The following is a 26,591-nucleotide window of genomic DNA, read 5'->3' on the forward strand; positions in this document are numbered from 1 at the left end:
GCTTTGACGGAATTACGGTGCGTATTATCTGGAATACGTAATGAAATAGACGCGTTGAACGAATTACGGTGCGTATTATCTGGAATACGTAATGAAATAGACGCGTTGAACGAATTACGGTGCGTATTATCTGGAATACGTAATGTCATTGCCGCTTTGAACGAATTATGGTGCGAATAACTAGTGACGCAAATTAACAGTACGTGACTTCAACAAATGATATTGCAAATAAAAAAGCTACTCAAAAGCTCTTGATGAACTTTTAAGCAGCATACATATTCCAGCACTTAATTCTAATCCTTTAGTTTCATTTCCCATTAAAAAAGTCATCATCATGTCCTTCGAAAACATAACCAAGGGTCACAATAATAACATGAGAAAAATCTATGGAAAGCTCTTACCTTTATTCACAGCTGATAATTTGCTCTAGTCAAATAGGCGTATTTGATACAACATCCTTACTTTTTTTATAAAGAAAAACCGTTAACAATAGTTGACTCAAAATGATTAGGAAAATCGCTAGTGTTGCTCCACCAAAAAACAAAAGAGGATCCTTTTGAAACGAGTAAAAGAACCAAATTACTACAAGCAAAACATTTACAACAAAGTTAAACAGAGCAGTATGAAAAAGATAGGGAAATAATTTCTTGTTTGTCTCAATTCTTTTGGCACCTAAGTGATAACTGACGAAAAATGAAATCAAATAACCAAGGACAAAAGCGAAATAAGCTAAATCAATAGCTGTCATTTTGAATTCCCCCTTATTATGCTCCTTTTTTATTTACTTGTTTTGAAGACTTGTACAGAATGAAAGTTTATAAATTACTTCTCCATCCATAGGTTTTTCACCTGCTTCTCTATGAATATATCTCTTCTACAAACTACTTAATCTCTATTAAGCTTATGAACGTTTTGCGATAATCATGAGTGATTTCCATTAACTTATCAACATGAAAGACTTATTTTATAACCAGCCTGTTCCTTGACAATGTATTTCCCTCAACAATTAGTGAGCCTAATGGAAATAACTTAAAGTAGATAAAAAAGCCGAATCTAAAAAACATTAGACTCGACTGCTTGTTATCACACTTATTCAGGCAATTGTTTCACCATTTTGACAATTTCTGCTTCATACTGCAAATGTTCATAAAATTGAACCGCTCTTTCATTGCCTGTAAAGACATCCAAGACAATTTGCTTAAACCCTTTATCTTTTGCCCATTCTTCAGCAGTATTCATTAACTTTTTTCCGACACCTTTTCCTTCTCCTTGAGTAGAAACGGCAACAGAGGAGACATAGCCTTGAACTTTTCCAGTAAAATAATCTTCACTTGATCCAAGTTCAATATACCCCATCAATTCCCCATTATTTTCTTCCGCCACAAATATTTCTGTTTGAGTAGACCTTGGCTCCAATGACTGTCTTGCAATTTCAAACTGAACCCTTTTCATCTGTTCTTCATCTCGATAGCTCATAAGCTTAAAATCACTAAAGCGGCTAGATAATTTTAAAATAAACGTTCGATCTGTTTCTTGGTACGGTCTGATTTTCATCCATGTGAGCCACCTTTCATCTGTCATTCTTTAACAAATAAATATTTCTCGTCTATCTTACCTTATTTAAGGAAGCTCGTTATCATTCTAGAAAAATAATGATAGACAAAAAACGACAGAGCTCAACAGTTCTTGAACAGGTAGCGTCTGACCTATTTGCTTTTCACAAAACCCCTTCTCCTCAACAAACAACCAAAACAGTTGAACCGTTTATCTGTCCAATCTCCCAATATATTCTGCTTGTGGTCGATAAATCGTATTAAACTCGGCTTGCTCTAACACATGTGTCGTCCAACCGACAATTCGACTGGCTGTAAAAGTTGGTGTAAAAAGCTCGACGTCTAACTGGATTGACTTCATAATCGCTGCTGCGTAAAATTCCACATTCGTATACAGAGCTCGACCAGGTTTAAATTCTTCTAATAACCTCACAGCCACTTGTTCCACATGAACAGCTAAATCCAATGAAGCATCCTGTCCTTGTGATTGCTGTAACTTTTCTTTTAAAGCAACAGAGCGTGGATCATGTGTTTTATAAACACGATGACCAAATCCCATTAATTTTTCACCTTTTGTTAACTTTTCTCTAATAACTTTATCCGCTCTTTCTTTAACAGAAATTTCATCGAGAAGGTCCAAGACTCCCGATGGAGCTCCACCATGCAATGGTCCTTTCATTGTGCCAATCGCCGAAGTCATTGCTGAAACGAGGTCTGATTCTGTCGATGCCGTCACTCGTGCCGAGAAAGCTGAAGCATTTAAGCCGTGTTCTAATGTTAATATCATATAAGCTTCAAGTGCTTTTGTGATCGCAACAGATGGTATTTCTCCTGTCAACATATATAAATAATTTTCAATATGATTCAAATGTGACAATGGTTCATTGTACTTTGTCCCCTTCATAAAATGGTAACGGTAAGCAATAATAGATGGCACCAGGGCACTGATTTGAATCGCCTGATCTAATGTTGGTTTCCACTGAAATTCATTTGTTCCTAATAAAGATATAGTTGTTCGTAATACACTCATCATATCCATATTCCGAGGTAGGGAACAAATCCATTCCTTTAACTTTGGTGACAGCACACGATCCTGTTTCAACTTTTGTTCTAATTGAATAACCTCATCTTCTATCGGTAACTTAGCGTACCATAATAAATAAGCAACCTCTTCAAAGCGATAATTGTTTGCTAATTCTTTTGCATCATATCCACGGTAGATTAACTTTCCCTTTTCTCCATCAATATCGCTAATTTCGGTTTGTGTAGCAATAACTCCTTTTAAACCTTGATTGAACATAATTGATTTCCTCCCTAAATGTGAATAACCCTTCAATAAACTCATTTTATATCGTATAATCGATTAATAAAATTAAATAATATTAATTAATTTAATTAAAAATATTAATTATAGGGTGAATTAGATGGAGCTCACTTGGCTACAAACCTTTATTACCGCAGCAGAAAACCTTAATTTCAGAAAATCAGCAGAACAACTGTTTATTTCCCAACCATCTGTTACAGTCCATATTAAACAACTGGAAAAAGAGTTAGGGACGCTTTTATTTGAACGAAATGGAAAGAAGCTAAAGCTTACCGAGGCAGGAAGAAGATATTATCTCCATGCCAAACAGCTCGTTTCAATTTATAAAGAGGGCATTTCTGACCTTCAATCATATAATCAAGGTTTTTCCCGTAAGCTAACGATCGCCATTTCTCCATTAATTGCTGATACGATTCTTCCTTATGTTTTAAAACAATATGTAAAACATTATCCAGAGGTTGAGATTTCAGTAAAAATTATTGAATCGGTTGATATTGAAAATGCCGTCCTAGAAGAAATAGTTGATATTGGTTTTTCTTGTTTAGAAAGCTATCATCCACAAATAACGAATCAATTACTTTATGAGGATAAAGTTATTTTTGTCGCACCACATGATGGACAAGATTTTGAATCTGCTCTTCCCCTAGATGAAGAGGAACTTTTATTAAATAACTATCTCCTCACCCATCATCACCCTGGCTATTGGAATGAATTAATGAATCACATCAAAGTCTTTTACCCTTCTACCAAAACAATGAAGGTTTCACAAATTCATATTACGAAACGGTTTATCGTGGAAGGTTTAGGTGTGTCTTATTTGCCTGAATCTACTGTTCGCCGTGAGCTCATGGAAGGTCGTTTGCTTGAAGTCGAAACGTATTCCTTTCCTTTACCAACAGCAAAAACCTTTGCTGTGATGAAATATGAACACCAGCAGCAAAGGGATTTTTTATCCTTTGTTTCAAAATACCGTTTTTAATTCGGAGCGACTTTTACCTTAGCCATTTCCTTTTATATATGTAGACGAATGAGTTGCAGAAGCTTTTGATAAAAGCCTTGATCATGTGGAACAAACTGCTCAAGGCTTACTTCTTGTTCAATCCTTTCCATCTCTCCATCAACTGTTCTTTCAAAACCTTCTACTTTTAGATAGTTCTCATTTTTTAAACAAAGGTTTTCAAAATCATCTAAATATGCTCGGTAAACACCTGACACTTCTTCTTCCTGCAAATCAAAATCGCTCCATGAGCCAGCAAAAGTATAAAGAAAAACGTGAGCTATTTCTTTATCGATAAAATTTTCCTTTGTTGCACAATAATCAAGAACCCCAAGTGGAATGAGGTCTTCCATTTTGACTTCTATACCAAGCTCTTCATGAACTTCTCGAATTCCATCATTAATTGTTTCTCCTGCCAGCAAATGACCGGCGGCCGTAATATCAAATAGCTCCGGGTAATCTTGTTTGAGCTTACTTCTTAATTGAAAATAAATGACCGGTTTGTCCGCTTCTTCACCAACGAACCAACAATGAAAGGTTTCATGCCAATAACCAAAACGATGCACCTCATCCCGTGACTTGATTCCCACTGGCTCTCGTATATCGTTAAAAACTTGTAAGTATTCCATCTCCAAAAAAACTCCTTTTGCTATGTAAACCTTTTTCACTAAAAAATGCTAATTGGAGCGAGTGACATTCCTTTTCCATTATTAAAAAAATCGAATTCTTTTTTCTAGTTCAGAAGCAAAATGTCGATATTTAATCACTACTTCTCTTATGTTATCATTATGTACAATATGTATTGCGTATGTATCTACTTCACTTTCTTCAACTTGTCCCGTATACATCTCCTCGAGTTGCTTTTTCGGATTCGTATTACGAGGAATCTGAGCCTCCGCAATCGGAATAAACACGTGACCTTCATCGCTATCTACTAAAACATCGTTTGTCAAAAAACCTCTCTTAACATTACTCTGTTGGATTTTAACTCCTAAAGGAATTTCATTATCATTAATTAATACTTCTACAAACCGAATATTCCCGATTCTACTTTGATTACCTACGGATACGATTTGAACCTGCTTTCCATCCAAATGGATAGGGAGACTAGGTGTAGCAATTAATGGGGGGCGATTTGCCATGTAAAAAAAGGCTCCTGCTGAAGCTATTAATAAGACAAATAAAATGAATAAAACGTTCTTGCTTTTAAACAACCACTCTTCCTCCTTGCATTATGTTAATTGAATTCAATCCCCAATTTGATGCTACAATCATTTAGTTAAAACCCTCTTAGTCAATAAAAGTTATTATTAAGACCAGACTCTTCTAATAGTAGGACTTTCTTTCTGTATTTCTAGTACAAAAACATCCGGATTACTCAGCTTTTGCCACTGCTCAAAACCAAAGCTTTCATCAAAGTGATTCAAAATTAATGACAGGGCCCCTCCATGTGTAACGACAACAGCATGATTAACACCCTCGTCCATTATAAGACTTTCAAGAACAGCCATCACTCTTATCGCTGCTTCGTTATTAGATTCACCGCCTGCAAATTTCAAATCCCTATCATCATATGTATCTCTTAATCTTTCAAACCAGTCAGGCATATCCTGCGTACTTAACACTCGTTCTCTTAAATTATTTTCGACTTGAATCGTTTTCCCCTCTTGTTCACAAAAAGGTTCAATCGTTTGTAAGGCCCGCTTAAATGGACTAGAAACGACTCGGTCAATATTCTTATCAGAGAAAAAATCAACTAACATCTTCGCTTGCTCAATACCCACTTCCGTTAGTTCAGCTTCAGGCTCTTGACCAATAGCTGAGCAATGACGAACGAGATAGATTTTTTTCATTTCGGCTCACTCCTTTCCTTTCATAAAACTATAAATCTCAACAATAATGCTCCCCTTTTTGTAACTTTTATTCACTACCTTATTATAATGTACCTATCCACCTCACCAAAAGAAAAGAGATAAGATCTCCTACATGAGACCTATCCCTTCTATTCTATCCGATCTATCACTCTATAAAAAGTAAATTACTCAAATTTTGATTGTTTAAACTGTTCCTCCATTGCCTTACCAACCTCATCTAACCAAACTTCTTCCTCTTTCGTAAAAAAATTCGGTACTTGAAACTCAGCCTCAGACATAACAAATTCTACTTCAAATTTTTCAAATTGCTCAAGTAGTGCTTCTTTATCCTCAATGTTTCTTGTCATGATATCGGTCATCCGAATTACCACTTGGAATGCTTCGTTAGAATTTGGTGCTACCCCATTTTTCATTAACTCTTTTATCGTTGCCAACACATCAAGCATTTCCATATCGACTGCTTTTTGTTGTTCTTTTGGTAAATTAAAAAACTGTTCAACTAACTCCCTAGGCATATTCTCCTTCATCCACTCTTTTTGCTCTTGTTCATGTTCCATTTGATATAACAAGGCACTTAAAACGGTCCATGTCACAGGCTTTCCCTCTTTAATTAAAGTTTGTACGTGCTCTACCGCTTCAATTGCCTGATTTAATTCATTTCGCTTTTCTGTTAATAGTTGATGCTGCATCGGAAGTGAATTTTCAAGTTTGGCTAAAGCATCCTCATCTTTTCCTAACAACTCTTTAATTTCTTGAAGGGAATACCCGATAAACTTCAAGGATTGGATTTGTTGCAATTTCGCCAGTTCAACAAGTCCGTATAAGCGGTGTCCTGTTTGATTTTGCTCAGTAGGTATAAGTAAGCCAATTTCCTCATAAAATCGTAGTGTCCTGACTGTGATCCCTGTTTTACGTCCAAATTCGCTAATCGTATAAGTTGGATTTCCCATACTCATTCCAAATCACTCCTTTGTTAAATCGCACTGCCTGTTGACCAATATATTTCTTACATTACCATGTGACGTTACGGAAGGCACAAGTGCTAATGAACGATTTACAAAAAAACTGTGAGAGGGGGCTTTTTCTTGAAAAATTTACTTCCAGCCTTATTTATGTATGTAGTCGTCTGTATTATTGCCGTTTTACTTCCCGCACCAGAAGGGTATAACACTTTCTTTTGGAAATTAATTGTTGGTCAAGTGTATGCAATTCCTGCTTTTATTATCGTCACCATCATTACAGTTTTTGTCATTAAGAGTAACAAAGCCGTTACAGACGAGGAAGATGAATAAACCTTAACAAAAACAGATTTGAAGCCTATTTCCATCTAAATCAAATAAGTCAAAAAAAGTATTCGCCCCCACTTGAACAATATCAGTAACAATAACATCTTGTTTCCTTAATTGACGATGTACTTTTTCTATGTCACTAAAAAAAGATTGGATAAACTGAAGCACTCGCTTTAACTTCTCCAACCTCGATTGTAAAGGGAACATGAGAGTTACCCACCTTTAAAATCGCCTAATCGTCCTCGCGATAAATGACGTTAAGCTTCAGTTTATCTGCATACCAGTTTAGCGAGTTATCTAAATCACTTACCGTCACACAAATCGTATTAATCCGGTCTAACATTCACACCACTCCAACAAAATGCTTTTCAAAATATCTTTTTGTTTCCTCATGTGTTAACAAGGCTACTACTTCACTTTTATCGACCAAACGAACGGAACTAATTTCACTATCAATGGGTACGAGTGCTTCTTCACCTTTAAACTCAACTAAAAACATCGTCGTCTCTTGTTTCTCAAAGCCTATTTTTCTCTGAATCTCACTTGGAAAGACAAACTCAATTTTTTCATCAAATGACTTCATGATTTTATAACACTCAGAGCCTGTTTCTTCTTTTAATTCACGTAAAACCTCCTTTTCTAGATTTCCATCCTCTTTCTCTACCTTTCCTTTCACAAAATCCCATTCACCTACAATCGCTTCTTTCCCGTTTTTCGTATTGATTTTGGTTTTATGGACGAGTAAAAACTGTTCACCATGATAGACTATCGCTCCAACTGCTTGTCTAATTTCAGTCATATGTTCCTCCTCATAGTACCTTTTTGTTAAAATGAGTCATTGAAAATTGCTCAGTTATTACTTGCTTTCTGACTTCCTTAAATCCATTTTTCTTATAAAAACGTATAGCAGGCTCATTCATTGTTCCTGTTGCAACGCTGATGATCTCAAGTCCGTCCATTTCTTTCTCAACATAAACAAGAAGTGCCTGGGCAATGCCTTTTTTAAAATGTCTTGGATGTGTAACGAGCTTATGAATGTCGAGCACTCCCCTTGTCCGTTTACATGTAATAAATCCGCAAAGCTCTGCTCTTTGAAAATATCCATAATAGGTTTCCTTTGATTGCTGCAACTGCTCAAGTGTTTCCTGAAGCGGAGGTATTTGTTTAAAATTAGTGAGCTCAGCTTCAACTTGATAAGCCGCTTTTTGTAACTTCAAAGCCGTTTCCGCCTGGAGTTTATCTTTGAGATCGATTAATTTAATCATGGTGCAACACTGCCTCCCACTTATCCGCTAGCTGCTTGAGTGATTCAAAACGATTTTGACGGTCTTTCTCCACAGCCTTTTTCATCACTTCAAATAAAGATTTACTCGCTTCCCACTTAACAAATGAACGATCCAGTTCTCCACCTAATAAACAAAAAGCCATTGCACCAATATTATATACATTCGTTCTGCCGTCAATTTCACTCCCTAATTGAAACTCCTCTGGAGACATAAACCTTGAAGAACCCCATAAGCGACCAAGATGATTAATAAAAGGCTTTTGCTGGTAATAATCGATGTCACAAATTTTCAGCTGCTCTTGCTGAAAATCATACATAAGGCTGCCATCATAAAAATCAATCGCAACATAACCCTTTTCCTCAACATGAACATGAAATTGGATGATTTCACTCATCACCTTAATTCTTTCTGAAACCGGAAGTTGTTTAAACCGATAAAAAGGAGAGTCTGGATGAGTGTACTTTTCTGTTTTGGCAAACTCACCTTGAGGATACAAACCCTCCCCTTCAAACCATTCAAATATAAGAGCATACCCTTGACCAATTTCACCAGAATCAATTAATCGAACTAATGAGGAATGTTTTAATGTTTCATAAATCGGAACAGATTCTTTTAACTTTCGAATCGCTTCCTCGATATCATCAGAAAACTTCAGTGTGTTTGCTCCAGCATATTTGATAAAAAATTTCTTTCCAGCTTTTTTTACACCAAAACAAATATTGCCCGAATCTTGTTGATCAAATACTTTAAATACTTCTCCATAATTTGTAATCCAGCTAAAATCATGATCTTCCTTTAAGTGAAATTCGACTCCATCCATCGTTAAAGAGACTTGATTCATGCTCTGCTCCCTCCATCTGGAACTTAAATTATTATGTACAGCTTACCATTCGTATCTGGCTGGATCTTTCTTATAATCTCTCAATTCTTTTTTATACTGAAACATCCTAAAAATAAAGGCTGTCCAAATACTCCCAATGACAATCATAAGTGGGGCGATAACAGCAGAAAATAAACCTATTCTATTATAATGGCCATCTTTTATATCCAACCATAACCCACCATACACTGCAATTCCAATTAAGGTCATAAGAATTGGCAGAGTAACCCCTGGTTTATACGTTCTTTGAAGGAGACTAAGAGCTTCTTCCCTATTCAGTTTTTTATTCATTTTCAGTCCCCATAAACATAGCCTAAAATAGTTAACTAGACATAGGCTTCTTCATGTTTTCCTTTCCTAAATATTCATCTAAAATATTTACCTCATAAGTTTTAAGAAATGAGGCTAACCGCTCTTTATGGCCTCTACCTTCTTTTGTCTGCTCAATTGATTGTCCATTTTTTAAAGGCAATCTTCCGTAGATTTTCCCTGGCTGAATCAAAATACCTTCATCTGTAACATTTTCAGAAATATTGATTTTGTTCGGTTCAAATAATAATGTATCGATAATTTTTTTTACCTTTGGAATGGGCGATTCGAGAAGCTTTGTAGTCACCTCAGAATCAATATAAAAAGGAAAATCGACTTCTGGTTCAGGCCAATGGAGCTTGACCGCTTCTGCTAACAAACGATCAACAGCTAACTGTAAAGGCGATAACATCATTTGATGATCATTGTAAATGAGTTCAAGTAAACAACTAACCGTTGCTTCATCAGCACTTATCCCTTCATTTGAACAGCTTATTTCTTCTAAAAGGGAGTAGACAGATTGATGAATAGTACCGTTCATATAATTATCACGGAAAAAGCTATCTAAATGGTCAAGCCCAAGTACTTCCACACTTCCCGTTAATGGAGATTGCGAATTAAGCAATTGAATAATATCGTCTGGTTGAAGGTTTACTTTATTTAAGATCTGAGCAATTTCGTTACTTTGTATGTACTGATTTGCTAGTTGATGGTGATTAAGCTTAAGAGTTCGCTCAACGGCATGTGAAAAAGGTAAATGCCCGATGTCATGAAGAATCGCCGCTGCTCGAAGTGGTAAATCGTTAGGAAAGAAATGAACAACAAGTTTCCAAACCCCGACTGTATGCTCAAAACGTGAATGAATTACGGGAGAAACAAAGGCTCCCCCACCATAGTGAGCTAAATGCTTTAAGCGCCTGACATACCTTGAGGAAAAAAGATCATTTTCCCAGTCTAGTGGTTGTATATGAGGATAGAGCGGTTCATTAATCGTTATCATATCGTCTCCTTCATTATCCGAATTGGAAGAATATTCATTATAACAATGGATCTAATTTTGTGTAAATAGCCAGAGTTATTTCCCCCTTATAATACTACTCCTTTTAGATTTATATATTTCTGACTTTTTGTTAATAATCATTGACTTAATGTTAAGTATTATTTACAATTTGTATATATTAATTAACATCATTTTCATTTATTAGGAGGATCTGATGCTTCGAAATCGTGTAAAGGAATTAAGGGCTCGACATGGATTTTCGCAAACGGAATTGGCCAATCGTGTTGGAGTGACAAGGCAAACGATTGGTTTTATTGAAAAAGGCGATTTCTCCCCTTCTATTGCCTTATCTTTACGGTTAGCAAAACATTTAGAAATAAAAGTTGATCAATTATTTTGGTTAGAAGGAGAGGATACAGATGAAATTAAGTGATTTTCGCGTCCAAATTCCTTTATGGAATGCTGTTTTAATGATTTTTCTTATGATTTTTATGTATGGGGTCGTTTATTATACCGATATCTTTTTCTATAGGATGGATGAGTTTGTTCAAATCATTGATGGAGAAGTCGTAACAAATTGGAACATACCTGCTTTATATGCCATCATCATTGGCTTTGTTCTTATCACCTTATTTTTAATCATTTATGCAACCAGAATAATAAAACATAATAATGAGAATCCAAGTCAAAAAATCGATGCTCTTAGCTTAATCAAACAGGCAGAATTTCTTGAAGATGATGAAATGCTTCAAAAAGTAACCGAAAGAGCGACCAAAAAAGTCTATATCTTATATACCCAAGCAGTACCACTACTTATTATGCTGATGATGTTTCCACTCAATCGTTACTTCTTTATTACATTCGGTTTCCTAATTATCATCGCTCATAATTTAATTTTTTATCGTGATGTTTATAAATACATTAAAGGAACATACAAGTTTTCTCATCAAAATAAAAAAGCACCTCAAAAGAGAGTCACTAAAAAACCGGTCATCATTACAACTGTTGCTGTGCTCTTGATCATAAGCTCGCTAGTCACATTTAGACTATTCCAAATCCATCAGAATCAAGAAGAAAATCTAGCGAAGTTTGAAGCGTGTTTGAATGAGGGAGCTACAGCTATTTATCAAACGGAAAGCTTATTTTCTTTAAGCACGGTGACATGTGAGAAAGAAGACTACTGAAAAAGTCTCCTCCCTAGCTTGCCTTCTATATTTAGGTGCCAAAACAATATAATACTTACAATCCCACTTTGTATGTGCTAAACTATTAGTGTCTTTTGACATAAAACTCCTCCAAGTGCTTGATATTCTGGTTGGCGAACCAAAATATATTTTAGCACCTTGTAGGAGTTTTTTAATACCTCGCTATAAGCTTTTCGAACCCTAATTCAAGTCTAGATTTTCACTTTCAAAAAAAGAAGGCGAAGATACCAAGCATTAAATAATGACCCCCTCTATCATAATAGGCGAGTCATACAGAGGCTCCCGTGGGCTCTAGTGGCAGGATCGCCACGATGAATTGGATTTATCTTTAATAATCAGGTAAAAGTAAACCCATAATCACATAAGCAACAAGCGAAATAGGAAGAATTATAAATAAAATTCTGACGAGGAAAGATGATACATTATAATATTCTGCAATTCCACCACACACGCCAAGTATAACTCGGTCATCATATGATTTTCTTAATCTCATAACCATTTCCCCTTCCTTTTTAAAACTTCTAATTAGATTTACGTAATGATTATTAGAAAGGTTGCAATTATTAAATTCATACAGAAAACACCCCATAGGTTACCACTACGTTACAGAGTGCTCGTTAATACCACCTTACAAACGGCTACTTTTTGGATGCTTTTATAATAAATGTTGCGGGGATGAGCTGTGCTTTTTCCGTCGAGTACCACTTATTAGGCTGAGTCGGCGTATGGTCATTAGGTAAGGCTACATCATCAATCACCTTCTCAATTGTAAACCCTGTTTCGATCAACGTATTAATATATGTACTAAGTTTACGGTGATAAATGACGACCTCTTGATGCCAAGCCTCATTTAATTCTGGTCCTTCGATATTATATGACTTGTTCAAGATATAGCCTACTTCTTCATTATAAAATATTCGATCGTGCATTGGGTGTTCCCAGCTAAAGACAAAAGTACCGCCGCGTTTCAAATAACGATATATATTTTCTAATGTTTGTTTTAGATTGACCGTCCAACCTAATGCATAGATCGAATAAATAATATCAAAATAATTATCAGGAATGCCCGGATTCTGTTCCATTGGACTTTCAAACAGTTGCACATCAACTTTCTGATGTTGTAGAAGAATCTTTGCCGTCTCAATTTGTTTCTTTGTAAAATCTATTCCCCATAATTCCTTTGCCCCAGAATCACCCATATATTGTAGGGAATGTCCACTCCCACAACCAATATCCAGCACCTTTTGTTCATAAATGTTTCCTAATAATTGAAGCTCATTTTCCGTTGGTGCTAATGGGCCATACTCTGGCAATGCCGTTCTTCCAAAAAATCGCTCAGCGGCTTTCTCCCAACTATTTTTGTTCAGTTCAAGAATACCTCGTGTATCTTTCAATCATCCTCCCCCCTTTCTTGAGATCGTATTCGATAAGGCATGCGTTTTTTCCTTTGCTTAAATGCCAATATAAACCGTAAAAACGCCAGCACAACATTTCCTTCGTTTTGTTCCAACCACACTCTTTCAAACCTAATAGTCATATGTCCTTTCTTATTAAAAAGTCTTAAGTACCTTTTCCTACTTTGTGAAAACAGAGCCTATGTCCAAGCACGTTTTCCCTCTTTTTTAATATGCTTTAACGTGCTAGTTAATTTATGAAGCTATATTACAAATGGCTTCCACCTATTTTAAGGGAGGAATTTACTTGAGGAATATATGGTTTAAAACAGTAATTACTATTTCAACCTTGCTTTTCTTTACAACTGGATGTAATTCCATTACAAAAGAAAATTTATTGGATGAAATGAATGAAACTGCCGAAACGATTGAAACCTATATTGTAGAAAATAAGATTTCCGTACAAGTGACAGAGACAAATGGACATGTTCAAGATTATGGGGGACTGACGGTCCAAGGACAAATTGACCTTAAGGAAAGCAAAGGCTTTATTGAGATGCAGGAGGATTATATTACAGAGCAATATGAAACTTTTGCTTACTTTAATGGTGATGAGCATTTTGTGAACTGGCTCGGAAACGGTTGGTATGATGAGAATTGGACGACCGAGCAGATGCATTTCTATTTTCTTACAGATTATAATCTTGTCATTGACGCAATTAATAGTGTCACGGTTCCAATAAATGCAGACTTTGAAGAGACTAGGGACTATTATTTACTTAACTACACTGAATATAACGCCGAAGCCTTCGAAAAATTCGCCCAAATTTTAGGGTTTGACTTATACGAAGATGTAATTAAAGAAATGCATCTAACCATACAATTTCAGAAAAAGCCATTCGCTCTCCAAAAACTTGAATTCACTTTAATTGAAGAAGCAAACGGGGTCACAAGAGAAGCCGTTATGGAAATCGAATTCCAGCGAGTTAATGAAGATTTTGAAATCGAAGTACCGTATGACATTATCGGTGAAGAAGATCAATTATAATACTAAAACAGGCTACTAATTAAACCTTTTAGTAGCTTGTTCTCTTATCTGTCTATAACCTCAATGAATTTTCACCTTAAGCACCTTAATATCTCGGGGCATAAATACGATCCGTATCCAGGTCAATCACAAAATCTACTTCAAGATCTTCATCAGCTACTAACTTCTCAAAGCTATGAATACGGCAAAAAAGGTTAGGCAGGTCCTCTAATTGACAACCAGTGCTTTTCACTTGAAAATACTTTTGACGAAGCTGCTTCATTGTACACCTTTTTCCCTTTAATAAAACCCTCTCTTTAAAAAAACAGCCATCTACCTCTATAATCAATCTATCACACCTTCTCCCCTTTTCATTCACTTTGCTAGCACGGTTGTTAGTTATAAATATGCTCTTTATCATCTAGCTCAAAATTTCTTAACCTATGCATTACAAAGCTGATCTTTCTATTTAAACAAATATGATTAACCATGCTAACCATAGTGGTAATATCATGACAATAACCGCCTTTAATATCGTCATCCCTTCATATCCTTTCAGCTTTAAAAGAAAGGCTGTCACGATTATATAAACGGGGTGAAAAAAGGTCATCGCTACTAACGAAATCACCACTGTGGACGGGAGTATATCAACGATTGAAGAAATAAAAAACAGCACTAAACTAATTTCCAAAATAAACACAATCGCATAACTAAACCAGAACATTTTTGGTAATGGTTGATTCATCCTATTGCTCCTTTTCTTTGAACTAGCCTTCTTATTAGTTTGCTGTTTGCAACTAAGCTTTTGTAGGATCGTTTGGACGGCGTTCCTCTTCCTTTTTTACACACCAAGCCCGGCCAAAAATCCACAATGTCCCAATTTTGTTCAAACACATCCTTACTATTCGCTGTAAATCACGCTTTCTCCTTTTTTTCCCAACAAAAAAAAGAAGCAGCTCACAAGAACTACTTCCGAATAATTCATTTTATACAAATAAACTTAAAAGTAATACAAATGCTAAACCACTAATGGAAATAACGGTTTCTAATACTGTCCATGTCGCGAATGTCTCTTTGATCGTTAAACCAAAAGATTCTTTAATAATCCAAAAACCCGTATCATTCACATGTGAAGCGATAATACTACCTGCTCCTGTTGCAAGTACCATTAAAGCAAGGTTGACATCTGAGCCTTGCATCATTGGAATAACGAGACCCGCAGTAGTTAAAGCAGCGACTGTCGCCGACCCTTGAGCAACTCTTAAAACAGCGGCAATGAGCCACGCTAAAATAAGAGGAGAAATCGTGCTTCCTTCAAAAATTACTGCGACATAATCACCGACTCCCCCATCAATTAATACTTGCTTCAAAGCACCACCGGCACCGATAATCAACAGCATCATTCCGATTGTTTTAATCGAATTCTCAGCCGATTTCATAACATCTTTCATCGGGATGTTTCTAGCAACTCCCATCGTATAAATCGCAAGTAAAACGGATAATAACATAACGGTTGTTGGAGCACCAATCATGGCAATTGCATCAAAAAACCAACTGGCATCAGCGAGCGATTCTTCTAATAATGATACGACAGTAGCCGCTGCCATTAAAATGACCGGGAATAAAGCGGTAAATGCACTAATGCCAAATCCAGGTGTATCTTCTAATTTAAACTGCTTCGCATCGCCAATTTCAGTCATACTTCCCCCACCCATTTTCTCAAAGGCAGATGGAATGTATTTTTTAGCCACTTTTGTAAAGAGCGGACCTGCAATAATTGTCGTAGGAATCGCTACAATAAAACCATATAGTAAGACCATCCCAACATTAGCCCCATACTCTTGCGAAATAACGGTTGGACCAGGATGTGGCGGTAAAAATCCATGTGTCACTGATAAGGCTGCTACCATTGGAAGCCCTAAATATAAAATCGGCATTTTAACTTGTTTCGCAATTTGATAAATGATTGGAATTAATAAAACCAATCCAACTTCAAAGAATAGAGCAATACCAATAATAAAGGAGGCAACCACGACCGCCCATTGAATATTTTTTTCACCAAATTTATGTATTAATGTCATCGCAATTCGCTGGGCCCCTCCAGCATCTGCAATTAATTTACCGAGGATAGCCCCTAAACCAAATACAAGGGCAATTCCTCCTAATGTTCCACCCATGCCTGATTCAATCGATTTAACAATATCAGCTAAAGGCATTCCAAGTGCTAAAGCAATAAAAAACGCGACAACGATTAATGAAATAAACGTATTAATCTTAAACTTCATGATTAAGATTAATAAAACCACAACACCTAAAGCAACAATTAATAAAGGCATTTTCTCACTTCCCCAAGTAAAAGATTATTTATCTTCTTCAATTTTTCGTTGATAACGGGCAATTTGTGTATATTCCGATTCTAATGTGCGAGATAGATTGATAAATATTGGAATTAATTCTCTATATTCCTCAACATGTTCTCGTTTTGGCTGATGCTCAAATGAATGACCAACCAACTCTTCTACAACATCAAGACTATCGACTTTACCTAAACCATATAAGCCTAATATACAAGCACCTAAACACGATGATTCATAACTTTCAGGAACTAAAACCTTTTGATCAAAAATATCCGCCATCATCTGTCTCCATATTTCAGAACGAGCAAACCCTCCTGTTGCTTTTATGCTTGTTACCTTTGAATCCATCGCTTCCATTAAAGCTAAAAAGACCGTGTATAAATTAAAAATAACGCCTTCAAGAGCAGCACGAATCATATCTTCTTTTTTATGACTGAGAGTCAGGCCGAAAAAGGAACCACGTACATCAGGATTCCAAAGTGGTGCACGTTCACCTGCTAAAAACGGGTGAAAAAGTAAACCGTTTGAACCTGGTCGAACCCGACTAGCAATTCTTGTCAGCACCTCATACGGATCAATCCCTAATCGTTTCGCTGTTTCTACTTCACTCGCCGCAAACTCATCTCGAATCCATCGTAACACCATACCGCCATTATTGACTGGTCCCCCAATCACCCAATGATCATTGGTTAAGGCATAACAGAACGTTCGACCTTTTGGATCGGTTTTAGGTTTAGGAATGACGGTACGAATCGCTCCACTAGTTCCAATTGTAATCGCCACTTCGCCTTCTTTAATTGCGTTAACACCGATATTAGATAAAACGCCATCACTCGCCCCAATGATAAAAGGTGTTGTATGTAAAATCCCCATCTCACGAGCCAACTCTTGATCACAACCAGTTAAACTCTCCGTTGTCGGTACCAATTTTGATAATTGGTCCGCGGTTATTCCCGCAACTTCAAGGGCTTCTTCATCCCAATCTAATTTCTCTAAATTAAATAAACCCATGGCTGAAGCAATAGAATAATCGACAACATATTGATTAAATAGTTTCAAAAAGACATACTCTTTTATACCTATATATTTTTTTGCTTTTAAGGAGATATCTGGACGGTCATTCGTTAGCCATGTAATTTTACTTAAAGGTGACATTGGATGAATTGGTGTCCCTGTCCGCAGATAAATTTCATGACCATTCATTTCCTCTTTAATTTTCCGCGTCCAGCCCTCACTTCGGTTATCAGCCCAAGTAATACAATTTGTTAAAGGTTGATCGTTTTCATCGATTGCAATGACAGCATGCATGGCACTACTAAAAGAAATAAACGATAAATCTTCAGGAGTGATTTTTGACTTTTTCATTACTCCCTTAATTGACAAAAGAACAGCATGTAAAATATCATCTGGATCCTGCTCAGCCGTAGCACTGTTAGGAGTATATAACTCATACCCATTGTTTTCCTGGGCAATAATTTCACCTGTTTCTCGAAATAAAACAGCTTTTGTACTTGTCGTACCTATGTCAAGGCCCATCATATATTTATGTTTGTCCACTACTCTCGCCTCACCCTCTAATATTTTCCATCACACAGACTTTTCAACACGTAAAAAAACGCTTACTTTTCTTATATAATCAACCCGAATATCTACTATGCAAGAGATCGGATCACCTAACTCCTATAGCGAATTATTATACGTCTTCCCAACAAAAAATTCTACTATTTTTAATTAAATGATAAATTAGGAGGACATGCTAATCCATGTCTCTCCCTTATTTTTTTACTTCTATAAAATCTATCTTGATATTGATTCTATCCGCTCTCCTAACTTTTTTAACAGCCTATCTCACCTGCGAAAGTCGATTAATTCGACCACCTTCTTTATGCCTAGGGCACTTATTAAAAGTGACAACCGTGGTCCACTTTTCTCATTTAATAAAAGTTTGTAAATGTTTTGGAATAATGCTTTTTGATTTGCTTTCATTTCTTTTTTGTCCTCTTGAGCACATATCGCATAAATGTGAGTCATAAGTGCCTCAGCAGGTAGTTCAATATCACCTTTGATTAAATCAACAAATTTTTGTAAGTGTTCTTGCTCTTGCCTAGGCAAAGAAGCATAATACGTTTGATTCGGCTGTTCATTCACATTGATTACACGGTGCTTATTATATTTTTTTACCCATTCCTCAACCCGATCACTCACCATTCGTAATTCATCTAACGAGTATTTCTCATCAGCTGTATTTAACACTCGCTGCAAAGCGTCCAATTGAAAATGAACAAGTGGGTAAATCCCTGCGATTTGATTAAAGCTTGGCTCTTTTGTGTGCACTTTAGCACAAGCCAACTTTAATGCAGAAATGATAAAGTCATCCTTTAGTTGACCTTTATTAAATGCCAATTGATACCTGTCAAATTCAACATAATTTCTTAAAACATCTTCATCCAGTCCAATATGAAAAGACATCTCTGGCTGATATTTAGCAAATAAGAACAAAATTAACTCTGGCGAATAAATTTTGAACAAATCATCAAGTGTTAGCACATTTCCAGCTGAGCTAGACATTTTAACATCTGCTCCTTTTAAACGAATAAAATCATAGGCTGCGTAATCAGGAGCTTCATATTGAAAAATCTCTTTAGCTATAACTTTTGAGACGTTATAACTCCCCGTCTCAGAAGAATGATCCCTCCCTCCTGGTTCAAATACGACATCTTCCAGTTTCCAACGCATCGCCCAATCCACTTTCCAATTTAGCTTTATTTGATGACGGTTTGATAGTATCTTTCTTTGATTCCGGGTACAAACACAACGATAAACAACTTCTCTTCTCTCCAAAACAACCATTTGAATATCAGTTGAATCCTTACCACAATCCTCACAATAAAGAGTAATTGGATAAAACTCCTCCCTTTCCTCTTCTTTTTGTTCACCCGTTTTAAATTGCATTAAAATATCATAAATTTCTCGTCTTTTTTCTACTGCTAACCAAATATAACTTTCATAACGGCCAGAACGATATTGCTCCGTTTGGTAAATAAACTCCGGATCAATATCAAACCTTGTTAAAGAATGCTCGAACTGCCACTGGAAGTATTCGGCGTAGGTGCTCTTTCCTAAAGGGTCAGGAACGTCTGAATAAGGAAGTCCAATATATTTTTCATAAGAAGCTGGTACATTTTGTGGAACTTTTCGAAAGCGGTCAAAATCATCCCAAGAAAAAATAAACCTCGTTTTTTTACCATAGCTCTCTAATGCTTTTACAACAAAATAAGTCGTTACTACTTCCCTAAAATTCCCGATATGAACAGGTCCAGACGGACTAATGCCGGAAGCACAAGTAAATACCTCTTTCTCTGGATACTTTTCGATTAATCTTTCTGCTATTTTATACGCCCAATGCATTATCATCACCTCAGCTCATTTTTTACACTCTTTCCTCTTCAACTTTTACAAAATAAAAAACTCTCACCACCCAAGATTTTCATCTTGAGGGCGAGAGTTCAGATTTCGCGGTACCACCTCAGTTTACTTATTGATCGCTCAATAAGCCTTATCAGGTACGGCTTTATTTGCGATACCCTATCCCGATAACGTGGGAGACCGTCGTAACATCCCTAAACTTTAAAAGTATAGTTCCATACGAAGCTCAGAGGATTTTTTCAAATAAGAATTCCCACCCCTCTTCTCAGCAACCGAGGGTCTCTGTCGTTTTCCTTCTTATCTACTCGTCTCGTCATAGCCAATAATATTATGAATAAATTACCAGAATTCCAGATTAATTTCAAGTTTTTTTTAAGGATACCTATTTAACAATAATCAAAAACTTCCAATAGAGCTCATTTTAATCAGATCGATAATTTAATGCTCATAACTATCAAAGAACATTTTTCATCATGATGTTGCTTACATCATAAAAATTGTATATAATTGTATTTAGATAATTATCTAAATATCTAATTTTACAATCTTTTTTAGGTGGCGAAAGCAATGAATGACGTATTTAAAATTTTAGCAGATCCGACAAGGCGAAAGATTTTGGAACTTTTAAAAGAGCAAGATTTAACAGCAGGTCAAATTTACGAGCACTTTACTATTAGCAAACCTAGCATTTCCCACCATTTAAGTTTGTTAAAAAGCGCTGATTTGGTCGTGGCCGAGCGAAAAGGTCAACATATTTATTACTCAATCAATACAAGTGTCTTTCAAGATATTATTCATTGGGTTTTACATTTTCGCGAAAAAAATTGAGGAGTGGTTTTATGAAGAAGTACTTTATTCAAGTTACGATGATTTTGGTCACGCTCATTATTGGTTTTATCGCTTACCCTAATCTTCCTGAGCAAGTTCCACTTCATTGGGGGCTAAACGGATTTGGCAATGAAGTTCACAAATTATTTATGTTGCTGTTCTTTCCAACTTTAATGGCTTTTACACATGTCACAATCTCTTTATTACTTAAAGGTCATAAGGGGATTCGTAATCAAAAAACCTTACTATTTATTGATAATGGGATGCTCATATTATTATTAATCTTGCAATTGCTCTTTTTAGCTTCGGGATTAGGGTGGTCCTTAAACCAAAACTTCTTTATCGGAATTCTTATTGGCTCCGTTACCCTTTTAATTGCTAATTTTATGCCAAAATCAAAAACGAACTTTCTATTTGGACTTCGAACTCCATGGACTTTAAAGGATGAACGAGTCTGGCTCAAAGCAAATCGATTCAGTGGAAAACTATTATTTTTTGTTGGTATACTTATTGTCTCGTTATCATTTATTACTCCTAAAGAAATTGCGATGATTAGCTTGATTTTAATTCTTACAGCAGCCTTTATCGCCACTCTAGCTTCTTACATCATTTACCGAAATATAAAAGCATAATAGTTGATCATAAAATCGAGTGGTTTTTTGCCACTCGATTCTTAACATTGACTATAATCTTCACCTACTCATTCTCTTCTATTTTAAATGTCAGAAAAACTTTCACGAGTACAATTAAACCTAACACCACTGTAATCATAAAGGTAATCGGATCTCCAGAAAGGTTAAATTCATCCACAATAATCCCTTGTTGAAACAACAATATCGCAGCAATCAAAACCGTTAAAACAGAATTTATTAAAATCACATAAGTGCCTTTCCACTTTTTTTGTCCGAATACTAAATATAGAAAGTTTAGAATAACAATGAATGATATAACAATATAAACTGGCCGAAATAAATCAAAAGTTCCAAAAGTCTCATACATCCTTAACTACACCTCTCTTACTCCCCGCTTAATTCTTCTAACAAAATTTCTAATTGCTCTCGGTCATTAGTATAAATGTCATCATATTGATCGATAAGTGCTTGAATTAACCATTTCATATCTTTTTCACTTGAAAAAAAGCCGCTTTGAATAAAACGATAGTACGCTCGATATGGATTCTCCTCATCATAATCAGCCGCGATATTTCTTATTAACTCAAGATACGATTGATATTGATTATGCTCAAAAGAATCGAGCCCTTCTGCCATTATGTTAATCGCTTGCTCTAAATCGATCACAAGGTAAGCACTTGATAGATAATAATAACGATGTAAATTGTTCGGATCTAATTCCAAGGCTTTTTCATATGCAGCGACTGCTAAATCCGGTTGGCTTTCTTCTAAATAAATCGCTCCTAATTGCTGGTAAGCTTGGACCGCATTCGGAATTGTCTTGATGATTTTTTCTAATTTCTCGATCTTTTCCTCCGCAGTAAAGTCTGCTTGATGAGCAAAAAGCCATTCATTCGCAAAGCGATAAGCCTCAAAAAACTCTTCTGCATAGCTTTTTAATGGTTGACCAACAACTATTTCAAAAGCTTCCTCTACATCCTTTTCAAGCATTTCATCATATAATAGGACTAAAAAATCATTGCCTACCGTTTCAAACAATGTATTTAATAAAGCTCCACTTTGCCCATAAATGTCATAAGGAACGACTAAATGCTCGTCCCACCCTTGCTCATAATTAAAAGCGTCAAACTCAGCCACTTGAAATCGAGGATCAAACTCAATCTTTTTTTCCTCCCTCTCTAAAGCAACACTAACCCCTTCTATTAACCAATCAGGCGCATAAACTCCATCATCAAATGAAAAGTAGAGATGATGGATATACTCATGTGCTAAAATGCGTTCATAAAACTCTTCGTCAACATTTGTTTTAATCGGCACGTGAATAGATTCGGAATAAGGTTGATAGACTCCATAAGCATTCGAGTCCTCATATGGTAACTGATAGGGGTGCTCATAAAATACAACTGATACAGGAGAATGATACTGTTCACCAAAATAGTCCTCCCACTCCCCTTTACGAGCGTCAACCATTGCTTCAAAATCGGCAATAGCTTCCTCAGCACGAGCTAAATCCATATTATAATAATAAGTGAATTTACCATTAGTAATCTTCGGAAAATCTAAATAGCTATCATCATGCCAATCACCACTTATAATATAAAGATAATCTTGGACTAATGCGATTCTCTCTGCTGGCCCAGCTACCTCTGTTCGACCATATTGCTGTTCATACAGGTCATTCAATGCCCCTTGCAACCCTATAAACAGCATACTCACTCCGATAAAAATAGCCGTAAATAATAATAGATATAGATTGTTATACCATCTCTTTATCGGATGAAAGGGTAATCGAAAAAAACCAATTAAGGCAAAAATAACGACAAATAAAGCTAAACTACTAACCAGCTCACCGAAAAAAAGCAGTACATCATAATGAACAAAAAAACTTAAAATAACCCAAAGCACAATACTTAAAATGACCGCTAAAACAAACCAACCAGTACTTTTTAAAAATGGATGCAACGTCTAATCCCCTTTAAAATTCTCTTACTTAATTCCATTCGACAAAGACGCTCTTATCCCTCTTTTTACCTAGTCCTAACTGATACTATCGAAACCAGTCGACTCTTAATTTACCAATTATATTCAAATAACGGAATCATTTATATCCACCTCTACTAAAAATAGTTCCTTTCCAAAAATATACTACAAAAGCAGCATCACGCATATGAAATTTCGAACTTTTTCAACAATTCAACTCATAACCTTATGATATAATCTTTAAAAAAGAGAAGAGGTGCAATCGCATGTCAAATGTAGAATTTATTAAGCTACAGAAGGAAATGTTTACTCTCTTTGCGACTAAAAACTTTGAGGAAATTCATCGGTATATCGATAAAGTACAAACTTCTTTCCCAACGCGATTAGACAAAACCCTCTTTTGGACAGCTTGTGCCTACTCCTTACAACAAAAAACGGACGAAGCAATCTCAACTTTTTATCAAGGGCTAGAAAAAGAGATTTGGTGGAACCCAAACCTTTTAACTAATGACCCTGATTTACATAATCTCCAAGACGAAAAAAAATTCCAAGAACTTTTAACCAAATGTGAAGATATTTATGAGACCGAAAAATTAGCAGCTACTGCAAAATGGAACACATATGGTAACCCTGAATCTAATACCGGCATCTTTACGCTTCATTGGCGTGGTTCAAGCAATCAAGACTTTGCCCCATACTGGCTAGATGAAAAAACAGAAAACTATCATTTTGGCTTTCTACAATCCTCTCAAATCTTTAGTTACAACTCTTATTCATGGGATAACCATGTAACTTCCCTAAATGACATTACCTATTTTTACGAAAAATTTGATCAAGAATATAAGCATCCAAACCAAGTTTTTGCCGGTGCATCCCATGGTGGTCACTTAGCGATTGAACTTGTACTCAAACAAACTTTTCCAAAGGTAAACAAATTCATTGCTGTTATTCCAGCCATCAAAGATGTCGACTATTTTGAAACCTTGATTAAATCAACTCTCCCTACAAATATTAAGGGTTACATCATTACCGGGGACGAAGATCCTTTTTACCAAAACACCTTACAATTAATAACCCTTTTTGAAGCTTATCAAATCGATTGCCAATTTATTGTGAAGCAAGGGCTTGGGCACTTTTTCCCTGATGATTTTACTAGTTTGTTGTCTATTGCTTTAAAACAATTGGCTTAGCACAGAGATGTTTTTATAAAATATTTTTAGATTACTTTTAGTTGCACTTATTAATAGGGACTTGAACAGTCCAATGACGCCTTCACGAAAAAACTAGCGAGCTGAAATTCCTTTCATTCGCTAGTTTTAATTCAATTCTAGTATTCTTTTTTCTATATAAAAGCTTTTTAACCTTTGTCACAACTTTCTCAACAGTAAACCCATTTTCTCTAATCACTTCGTAGTGCAACTGATTGTAATATAATCCATTACAAAAACTTTCCTTAATAATTGGATTTTATAAATTGAAAAAAGCGGTTATCTCCACCAACCGTAATAATTGAATGAGATTCAAATCGAGCCGACGTCTTCTTTATTCCATTTAATAACAAACCGTCCGTAATCCCAGTTGCAACAAAAAAGCATTTATCGGATTGTACAATTTCATTCAATGCAAAAACTTTACCTGGATGATCAATGCCCATTTTTTTACATCTCTCTTTTTCTTCTTCATTGTATGGAATAAGCTGTCCTTGAAAATCTCCCCCCAAACATTTTAAAGCTGTGGCGGCAATCACCCCTTCAGGAGCTCCTCCAATACCTACGAGCATATCAATTTCATACCGATCAAAAGCCGTCGCAATCGCCCCAGGAATATCTACATCATGAAATAATTTAATTCTTGCCCCTAAATTTAAAACCTCATTTATTAGTTCCTCATGTCTCGGTCTGTCCTGAATCATGACCGTTAATTCCTTCACTTCTTTACCTAGTGCCTTCGCAACGGAGTGCATATTGTCTGTTAATGACTTATTTAAATCAATATAACCCTTTGCTTTAGGTCCAACAGCCATTTTTCTCATATACATATCTGGTGCATGAAGTAAGCTCCCTCTTGGTCCTCCTGCAATGACCGTTAACGAATTTTCTTGTCCCTTTGACATTGGTGTCGTTCCTTCAACTGGATCAACAGCTATATCTAAATACGGACCACGGCCACTCCCAAGCTCCTCGCCAATATAGAGCATCGGTGCCTCATCCATTTCTCCTTCTCCAATGACAATTTTGGCATTCATATCGATCGTATTCATTTGTGAGCGCATCGCTTCTGTTCCAGCACCATCTGCCTCATTTTTTTGCTTCCTGCCAATCCATGGATACGATGCCACCGCTGCTTTTTGTGAGACAGTAACAAACTCAAGAGCAATTTTTTTTAAATCTTTTTCCGTTAATATCGGCGTTTCAATATTCATGACTTACCTCCTCAACCAAGAATATTAATACAAATTATTTTATTTTTATACATTATTAATTATAAATTATCCCTTCCTCTAAAATCACATCGAGGAAAAAGTCTTATGATTAATATAGGCTCCATCTTAATGAAGGAGCCTATAATTTGTCAGCCATCTACTATGCTACTTGACTAGTTTTTAAAGTTTGTAGAAATGTTTCAAGCATTAAATAGGCAGAAGTAGCACCAGGATCTTGATTTCCGATAGAGCGTTCACCTAAACGACTAGAACGACCTCTTTTTGATAATAAATCCTTTGTAGACTCCATACCTTGTTTAGCCGAAAGGACGGTTTTTGTAAAATATTCAACAAAAGACATATTGTTTTCATAAGCAGATAAGCTTTCTAAAGCAGGATGCAATGTGTCAACCATTGTCTTATCTCCTACTTCGGCTTGACCACGCTCTTTAATTCCTTTAATAAATTCAATCCAGAAGTTTTTTAAATCTTCTTCTGTTAGTTCAGATTTATTTTGAATCGCCTTTGCTCCCTTTAAAAAGCCTGTCGCGTATAATGGACCAACGGAAGAGCCAACTGCACTTAAGAATGTACGCCCAGTCGTAATACAAATACGGGAACAATCACTTTCTTCCTTTAACTCATGTTCTAGCTTTTCATTTACTGCTTGCCAGCCAATTGACATCGTCACCCCATGGTCCCCATCTCCAAGTTTACGGTCAAGCTCACATAAATAATCTTTGTTTTCTTCCATTACATGAACCACATTTTTTAAATAGGCTAAAAGATCTTGTGCTGAAAAATTCAT

The 26,591-nt window shown here is 36.0% G+C and carries 33 protein-coding genes and 1 pseudogene; 8 read left to right on the forward strand and 26 right to left on the reverse strand.

Going from position 1 to position 26,591, the window contains the following annotated elements; translation table 11 throughout:
• Positions 1–430: 430 nt before the first annotated feature.
• The 3 genes from BALCAV_RS04230 to BALCAV_RS04240 form a co-directional block, all read right to left on the reverse strand.
• On the reverse strand, positions 431–748 hold the full coding sequence (locus BALCAV_RS04230) for a hypothetical protein (RefSeq protein WP_003324620.1): 318 nt from the start codon (positions 746–748) through the stop codon (positions 431–433).
• A gap of 341 nt (positions 749–1,089) precedes the next feature.
• On the reverse strand, positions 1,090–1,554 hold the full coding sequence (locus BALCAV_RS04235; RefSeq protein ID WP_003324621.1) for a GNAT family N-acetyltransferase: 465 nt from the start codon (positions 1,552–1,554) through the stop codon (positions 1,090–1,092).
• A gap of 210 nt (positions 1,555–1,764) precedes the next feature.
• The gene (locus tag BALCAV_RS04240; RefSeq protein ID WP_003324622.1) at positions 1,765–2,853 is read right to left on the reverse strand and encodes a citrate synthase/methylcitrate synthase; all 1,089 of its coding nucleotides are present in this window, start codon (positions 2,851–2,853) and stop codon (positions 1,765–1,767) included.
• A gap of 124 nt (positions 2,854–2,977) precedes the next feature.
• Between BALCAV_RS04240 and BALCAV_RS04245 the strand changes: the two genes are divergently transcribed.
• Positions 2,978–3,856, forward strand: coding sequence for a LysR family transcriptional regulator (locus tag BALCAV_RS04245; protein ID WP_003323957.1), 879 nt, complete (start codon positions 2,978–2,980; stop codon positions 3,854–3,856).
• Between the two features lie 32 nt (positions 3,857–3,888).
• Here the strand turns inward: BALCAV_RS04245 and BALCAV_RS04250 are convergent, their stop codons facing one another.
• The 4 genes from BALCAV_RS04250 to BALCAV_RS04265 form a co-directional block, all read right to left on the reverse strand.
• Positions 3,889–4,503, reverse strand: a complete 615-nt coding sequence (locus tag BALCAV_RS04250) for an NUDIX hydrolase (protein WP_003323958.1) — start codon at positions 4,501–4,503, stop codon at positions 3,889–3,891.
• 81 nt (positions 4,504–4,584) lie between these two features.
• Positions 4,585–5,088, reverse strand: a complete 504-nt coding sequence (locus BALCAV_RS04255) for a hypothetical protein (RefSeq protein WP_003323959.1) — start codon at positions 5,086–5,088, stop codon at positions 4,585–4,587.
• A gap of 96 nt (positions 5,089–5,184) precedes the next feature.
• Positions 5,185–5,727, reverse strand: a complete 543-nt coding sequence (locus tag BALCAV_RS04260) for a histidine phosphatase family protein (RefSeq protein ID WP_003323960.1) — start codon at positions 5,725–5,727, stop codon at positions 5,185–5,187.
• Between the two features lie 185 nt (positions 5,728–5,912).
• Positions 5,913–6,704: a MerR family transcriptional regulator gene (locus tag BALCAV_RS04265; RefSeq protein ID WP_003323961.1), complete on the reverse strand. Its 792-nt coding sequence runs from the start codon at positions 6,702–6,704 to the stop codon at positions 5,913–5,915.
• Between the two features lie 129 nt (positions 6,705–6,833).
• On the opposite strand from BALCAV_RS04265, the gene BALCAV_RS04270 reads away from it, so the two are divergent.
• Positions 6,834–7,040: a DUF4017 family protein gene (locus BALCAV_RS04270; RefSeq protein WP_003323962.1), complete on the forward strand. Its 207-nt coding sequence runs from the start codon at positions 6,834–6,836 to the stop codon at positions 7,038–7,040.
• Positions 7,041–7,043: 3 nt separating this feature from the next.
• Here BALCAV_RS04270 and BALCAV_RS04275 read toward each other — a convergent pair whose 3' ends face one another.
• From BALCAV_RS04275 to BALCAV_RS04300, 7 genes are read right to left on the reverse strand one after another with little or no spacing between them, the layout of a single operon-like run.
• Positions 7,044–7,244: a hypothetical protein gene (locus BALCAV_RS04275; protein WP_040323582.1), complete on the reverse strand. Its 201-nt coding sequence runs from the start codon at positions 7,242–7,244 to the stop codon at positions 7,044–7,046.
• A gap of 25 nt (positions 7,245–7,269) precedes the next feature.
• A complete protein-coding gene (locus BALCAV_RS23215; protein ID WP_003323963.1) occupies positions 7,270–7,380 on the reverse strand; it encodes a VOC family protein in 111 nt (36 codons plus the stop codon).
• Positions 7,381–7,836, reverse strand: a complete 456-nt coding sequence (locus tag BALCAV_RS04280; RefSeq protein ID WP_003323964.1) for an NUDIX domain-containing protein — start codon at positions 7,834–7,836, stop codon at positions 7,381–7,383. It lies immediately after the preceding gene.
• Positions 7,837–7,846: 10 nt separating this feature from the next.
• The gene (locus BALCAV_RS04285; protein ID WP_003323965.1) at positions 7,847–8,302 is read right to left on the reverse strand and encodes a GNAT family N-acetyltransferase; all 456 of its coding nucleotides are present in this window, start codon (positions 8,300–8,302) and stop codon (positions 7,847–7,849) included.
• Positions 8,295–9,164, reverse strand: a complete 870-nt coding sequence (locus BALCAV_RS04290; protein ID WP_003323967.1) for a serine/threonine-protein kinase — start codon at positions 9,162–9,164, stop codon at positions 8,295–8,297. Before BALCAV_RS04290 ends, BALCAV_RS04285 begins: the two co-directional genes overlap by 8 nt.
• A 42-nt stretch (positions 9,165–9,206) precedes the next feature.
• A complete protein-coding gene (locus BALCAV_RS04295; protein ID WP_003323968.1) occupies positions 9,207–9,494 on the reverse strand; it encodes a hypothetical protein in 288 nt (95 codons plus the stop codon).
• A gap of 31 nt (positions 9,495–9,525) precedes the next feature.
• Positions 9,526–10,512 carry an HD domain-containing protein gene (locus tag BALCAV_RS04300; protein ID WP_003323969.1) on the reverse strand — a complete coding sequence of 329 codons (987 nt, stop codon included), beginning with the start codon at positions 10,510–10,512 and terminating at the stop codon, positions 9,526–9,528.
• Between the two features lie 214 nt (positions 10,513–10,726).
• Here BALCAV_RS04300 and BALCAV_RS04305 point away from each other — a divergent pair, with 214 nt between their 5' ends.
• Both BALCAV_RS04305 and BALCAV_RS04310 read left to right on the forward strand, forming a co-directional pair.
• Complete coding sequence (locus BALCAV_RS04305) at positions 10,727–10,945, forward strand: helix-turn-helix transcriptional regulator (protein WP_003323970.1); 219 nt, start codon at positions 10,727–10,729, stop codon at positions 10,943–10,945.
• A complete protein-coding gene (locus BALCAV_RS04310) occupies positions 10,932–11,696 on the forward strand; it encodes a hypothetical protein (RefSeq protein WP_003323971.1) in 765 nt (254 codons plus the stop codon). Before BALCAV_RS04305 ends, BALCAV_RS04310 begins: the two co-directional genes overlap by 14 nt.
• Before the next feature lie 18 nt (positions 11,697–11,714).
• Here BALCAV_RS04310 and BALCAV_RS21505 read toward each other — a convergent pair.
• The 3 genes and pseudogenes from BALCAV_RS21505 to BALCAV_RS04320 form a co-directional block, all read right to left on the reverse strand.
• A pseudogene (locus BALCAV_RS21505) lies at positions 11,715–11,798 on the reverse strand (IS200/IS605 family transposase); the annotation flags it as partial.
• Positions 11,799–12,045: 247 nt separating this feature from the next.
• Entirely contained in the window at positions 12,046–12,306 is a 261-nt protein-coding gene (locus BALCAV_RS04315; protein ID WP_326938287.1) for a PspC domain-containing protein, read from the reverse strand.
• Between the two features lie 49 nt (positions 12,307–12,355).
• Positions 12,356–13,111 carry a class I SAM-dependent methyltransferase gene (locus BALCAV_RS04320; protein ID WP_003323974.1) on the reverse strand — a complete coding sequence of 252 codons (756 nt, stop codon included), beginning with the start codon at positions 13,109–13,111 and terminating at the stop codon, positions 12,356–12,358.
• Positions 13,112–13,418: 307 nt separating this feature from the next.
• On the opposite strand from BALCAV_RS04320, the gene BALCAV_RS04325 reads away from it, so the two are divergent.
• The gene (locus tag BALCAV_RS04325) at positions 13,419–14,159 is read left to right on the forward strand and encodes a hypothetical protein (protein ID WP_003323976.1); all 741 of its coding nucleotides are present in this window, start codon (positions 13,419–13,421) and stop codon (positions 14,157–14,159) included.
• Between the two features lie 85 nt (positions 14,160–14,244).
• Here BALCAV_RS04325 and BALCAV_RS04330 read toward each other — a convergent pair whose 3' ends face one another.
• From BALCAV_RS04330 to lysS, 5 genes are all read right to left on the reverse strand, one after another.
• Positions 14,245–14,487: a hypothetical protein gene (locus tag BALCAV_RS04330; protein WP_003323977.1), complete on the reverse strand. Its 243-nt coding sequence runs from the start codon at positions 14,485–14,487 to the stop codon at positions 14,245–14,247.
• Between the two features lie 120 nt (positions 14,488–14,607).
• Positions 14,608–14,883, reverse strand: a complete 276-nt coding sequence (locus tag BALCAV_RS04335) for a hypothetical protein (RefSeq protein ID WP_003323978.1) — start codon at positions 14,881–14,883, stop codon at positions 14,608–14,610.
• A gap of 241 nt (positions 14,884–15,124) precedes the next feature.
• The gene (locus tag BALCAV_RS04340; RefSeq protein WP_003323979.1) at positions 15,125–16,474 is read right to left on the reverse strand and encodes a gluconate:H+ symporter; all 1,350 of its coding nucleotides are present in this window, start codon (positions 16,472–16,474) and stop codon (positions 15,125–15,127) included.
• A gap of 24 nt (positions 16,475–16,498) precedes the next feature.
• Positions 16,499–18,034: a gluconokinase gene (gene gntK, locus BALCAV_RS04345; RefSeq protein ID WP_040323595.1), complete on the reverse strand. Its 1,536-nt coding sequence runs from the start codon at positions 18,032–18,034 to the stop codon at positions 16,499–16,501.
• Positions 18,035–18,343: 309 nt separating this feature from the next.
• The gene (gene lysS, locus BALCAV_RS04350) at positions 18,344–19,903 is read right to left on the reverse strand and encodes a lysine--tRNA ligase (protein WP_003323981.1); all 1,560 of its coding nucleotides are present in this window, start codon (positions 19,901–19,903) and stop codon (positions 18,344–18,346) included.
• Between the two features lie 585 nt (positions 19,904–20,488).
• Between lysS and BALCAV_RS04355 the strand changes: the two genes are divergently transcribed.
• Entirely contained in the window at positions 20,489–20,749 is a 261-nt protein-coding gene (locus tag BALCAV_RS04355) for an autorepressor SdpR family transcription factor (protein WP_003323982.1), read from the forward strand.
• 11 nt (positions 20,750–20,760) lie between these two features.
• Complete coding sequence (locus tag BALCAV_RS04360; protein WP_003323983.1) at positions 20,761–21,381, forward strand: SdpI family protein; 621 nt, start codon at positions 20,761–20,763, stop codon at positions 21,379–21,381.
• Positions 21,382–21,445: 64 nt separating this feature from the next.
• On the opposite strand, the gene BALCAV_RS04365 is transcribed toward BALCAV_RS04360, so the two are convergent.
• Positions 21,446–21,748 (reverse strand): hypothetical protein, encoded by a 303-nt coding sequence (locus tag BALCAV_RS04365; protein WP_003323984.1) that lies wholly within the window; start codon positions 21,746–21,748, stop codon positions 21,446–21,448.
• A gap of 17 nt (positions 21,749–21,765) precedes the next feature.
• Positions 21,766–23,343: a tetratricopeptide repeat protein gene (locus BALCAV_RS04370; protein ID WP_003323985.1), complete on the reverse strand. Its 1,578-nt coding sequence runs from the start codon at positions 23,341–23,343 to the stop codon at positions 21,766–21,768.
• A gap of 284 nt (positions 23,344–23,627) precedes the next feature.
• On the opposite strand from BALCAV_RS04370, the gene BALCAV_RS04375 reads away from it, so the two are divergent.
• Positions 23,628–24,551: a TPR end-of-group domain-containing protein gene (locus tag BALCAV_RS04375; RefSeq protein WP_003323987.1), complete on the forward strand. Its 924-nt coding sequence runs from the start codon at positions 23,628–23,630 to the stop codon at positions 24,549–24,551.
• A gap of 263 nt (positions 24,552–24,814) precedes the next feature.
• Here the strand turns inward: BALCAV_RS04375 and glpX are convergent, their stop codons facing one another.
• Together glpX and dhaL are read right to left on the reverse strand one after the other, a co-directional pair.
• Positions 24,815–25,783 (reverse strand): class II fructose-bisphosphatase, encoded by a 969-nt coding sequence (gene glpX / locus BALCAV_RS04380; RefSeq protein ID WP_040323585.1) that lies wholly within the window; start codon positions 25,781–25,783, stop codon positions 24,815–24,817.
• 160 nt (positions 25,784–25,943) lie between these two features.
• A complete protein-coding gene (dhaL, locus tag BALCAV_RS04385) occupies positions 25,944–26,591 on the reverse strand; it encodes a dihydroxyacetone kinase subunit DhaL (RefSeq protein ID WP_003323081.1) in 648 nt (215 codons plus the stop codon).

Source organism: Alkalihalobacillus alcalophilus ATCC 27647 = CGMCC 1.3604, from assembly GCF_000292245.2.
Taxonomy (GTDB): domain Bacteria; phylum Bacillota; class Bacilli; order Bacillales; family Bacillaceae_D; genus Alkalihalobacillus; species Alkalihalobacillus alcalophilus.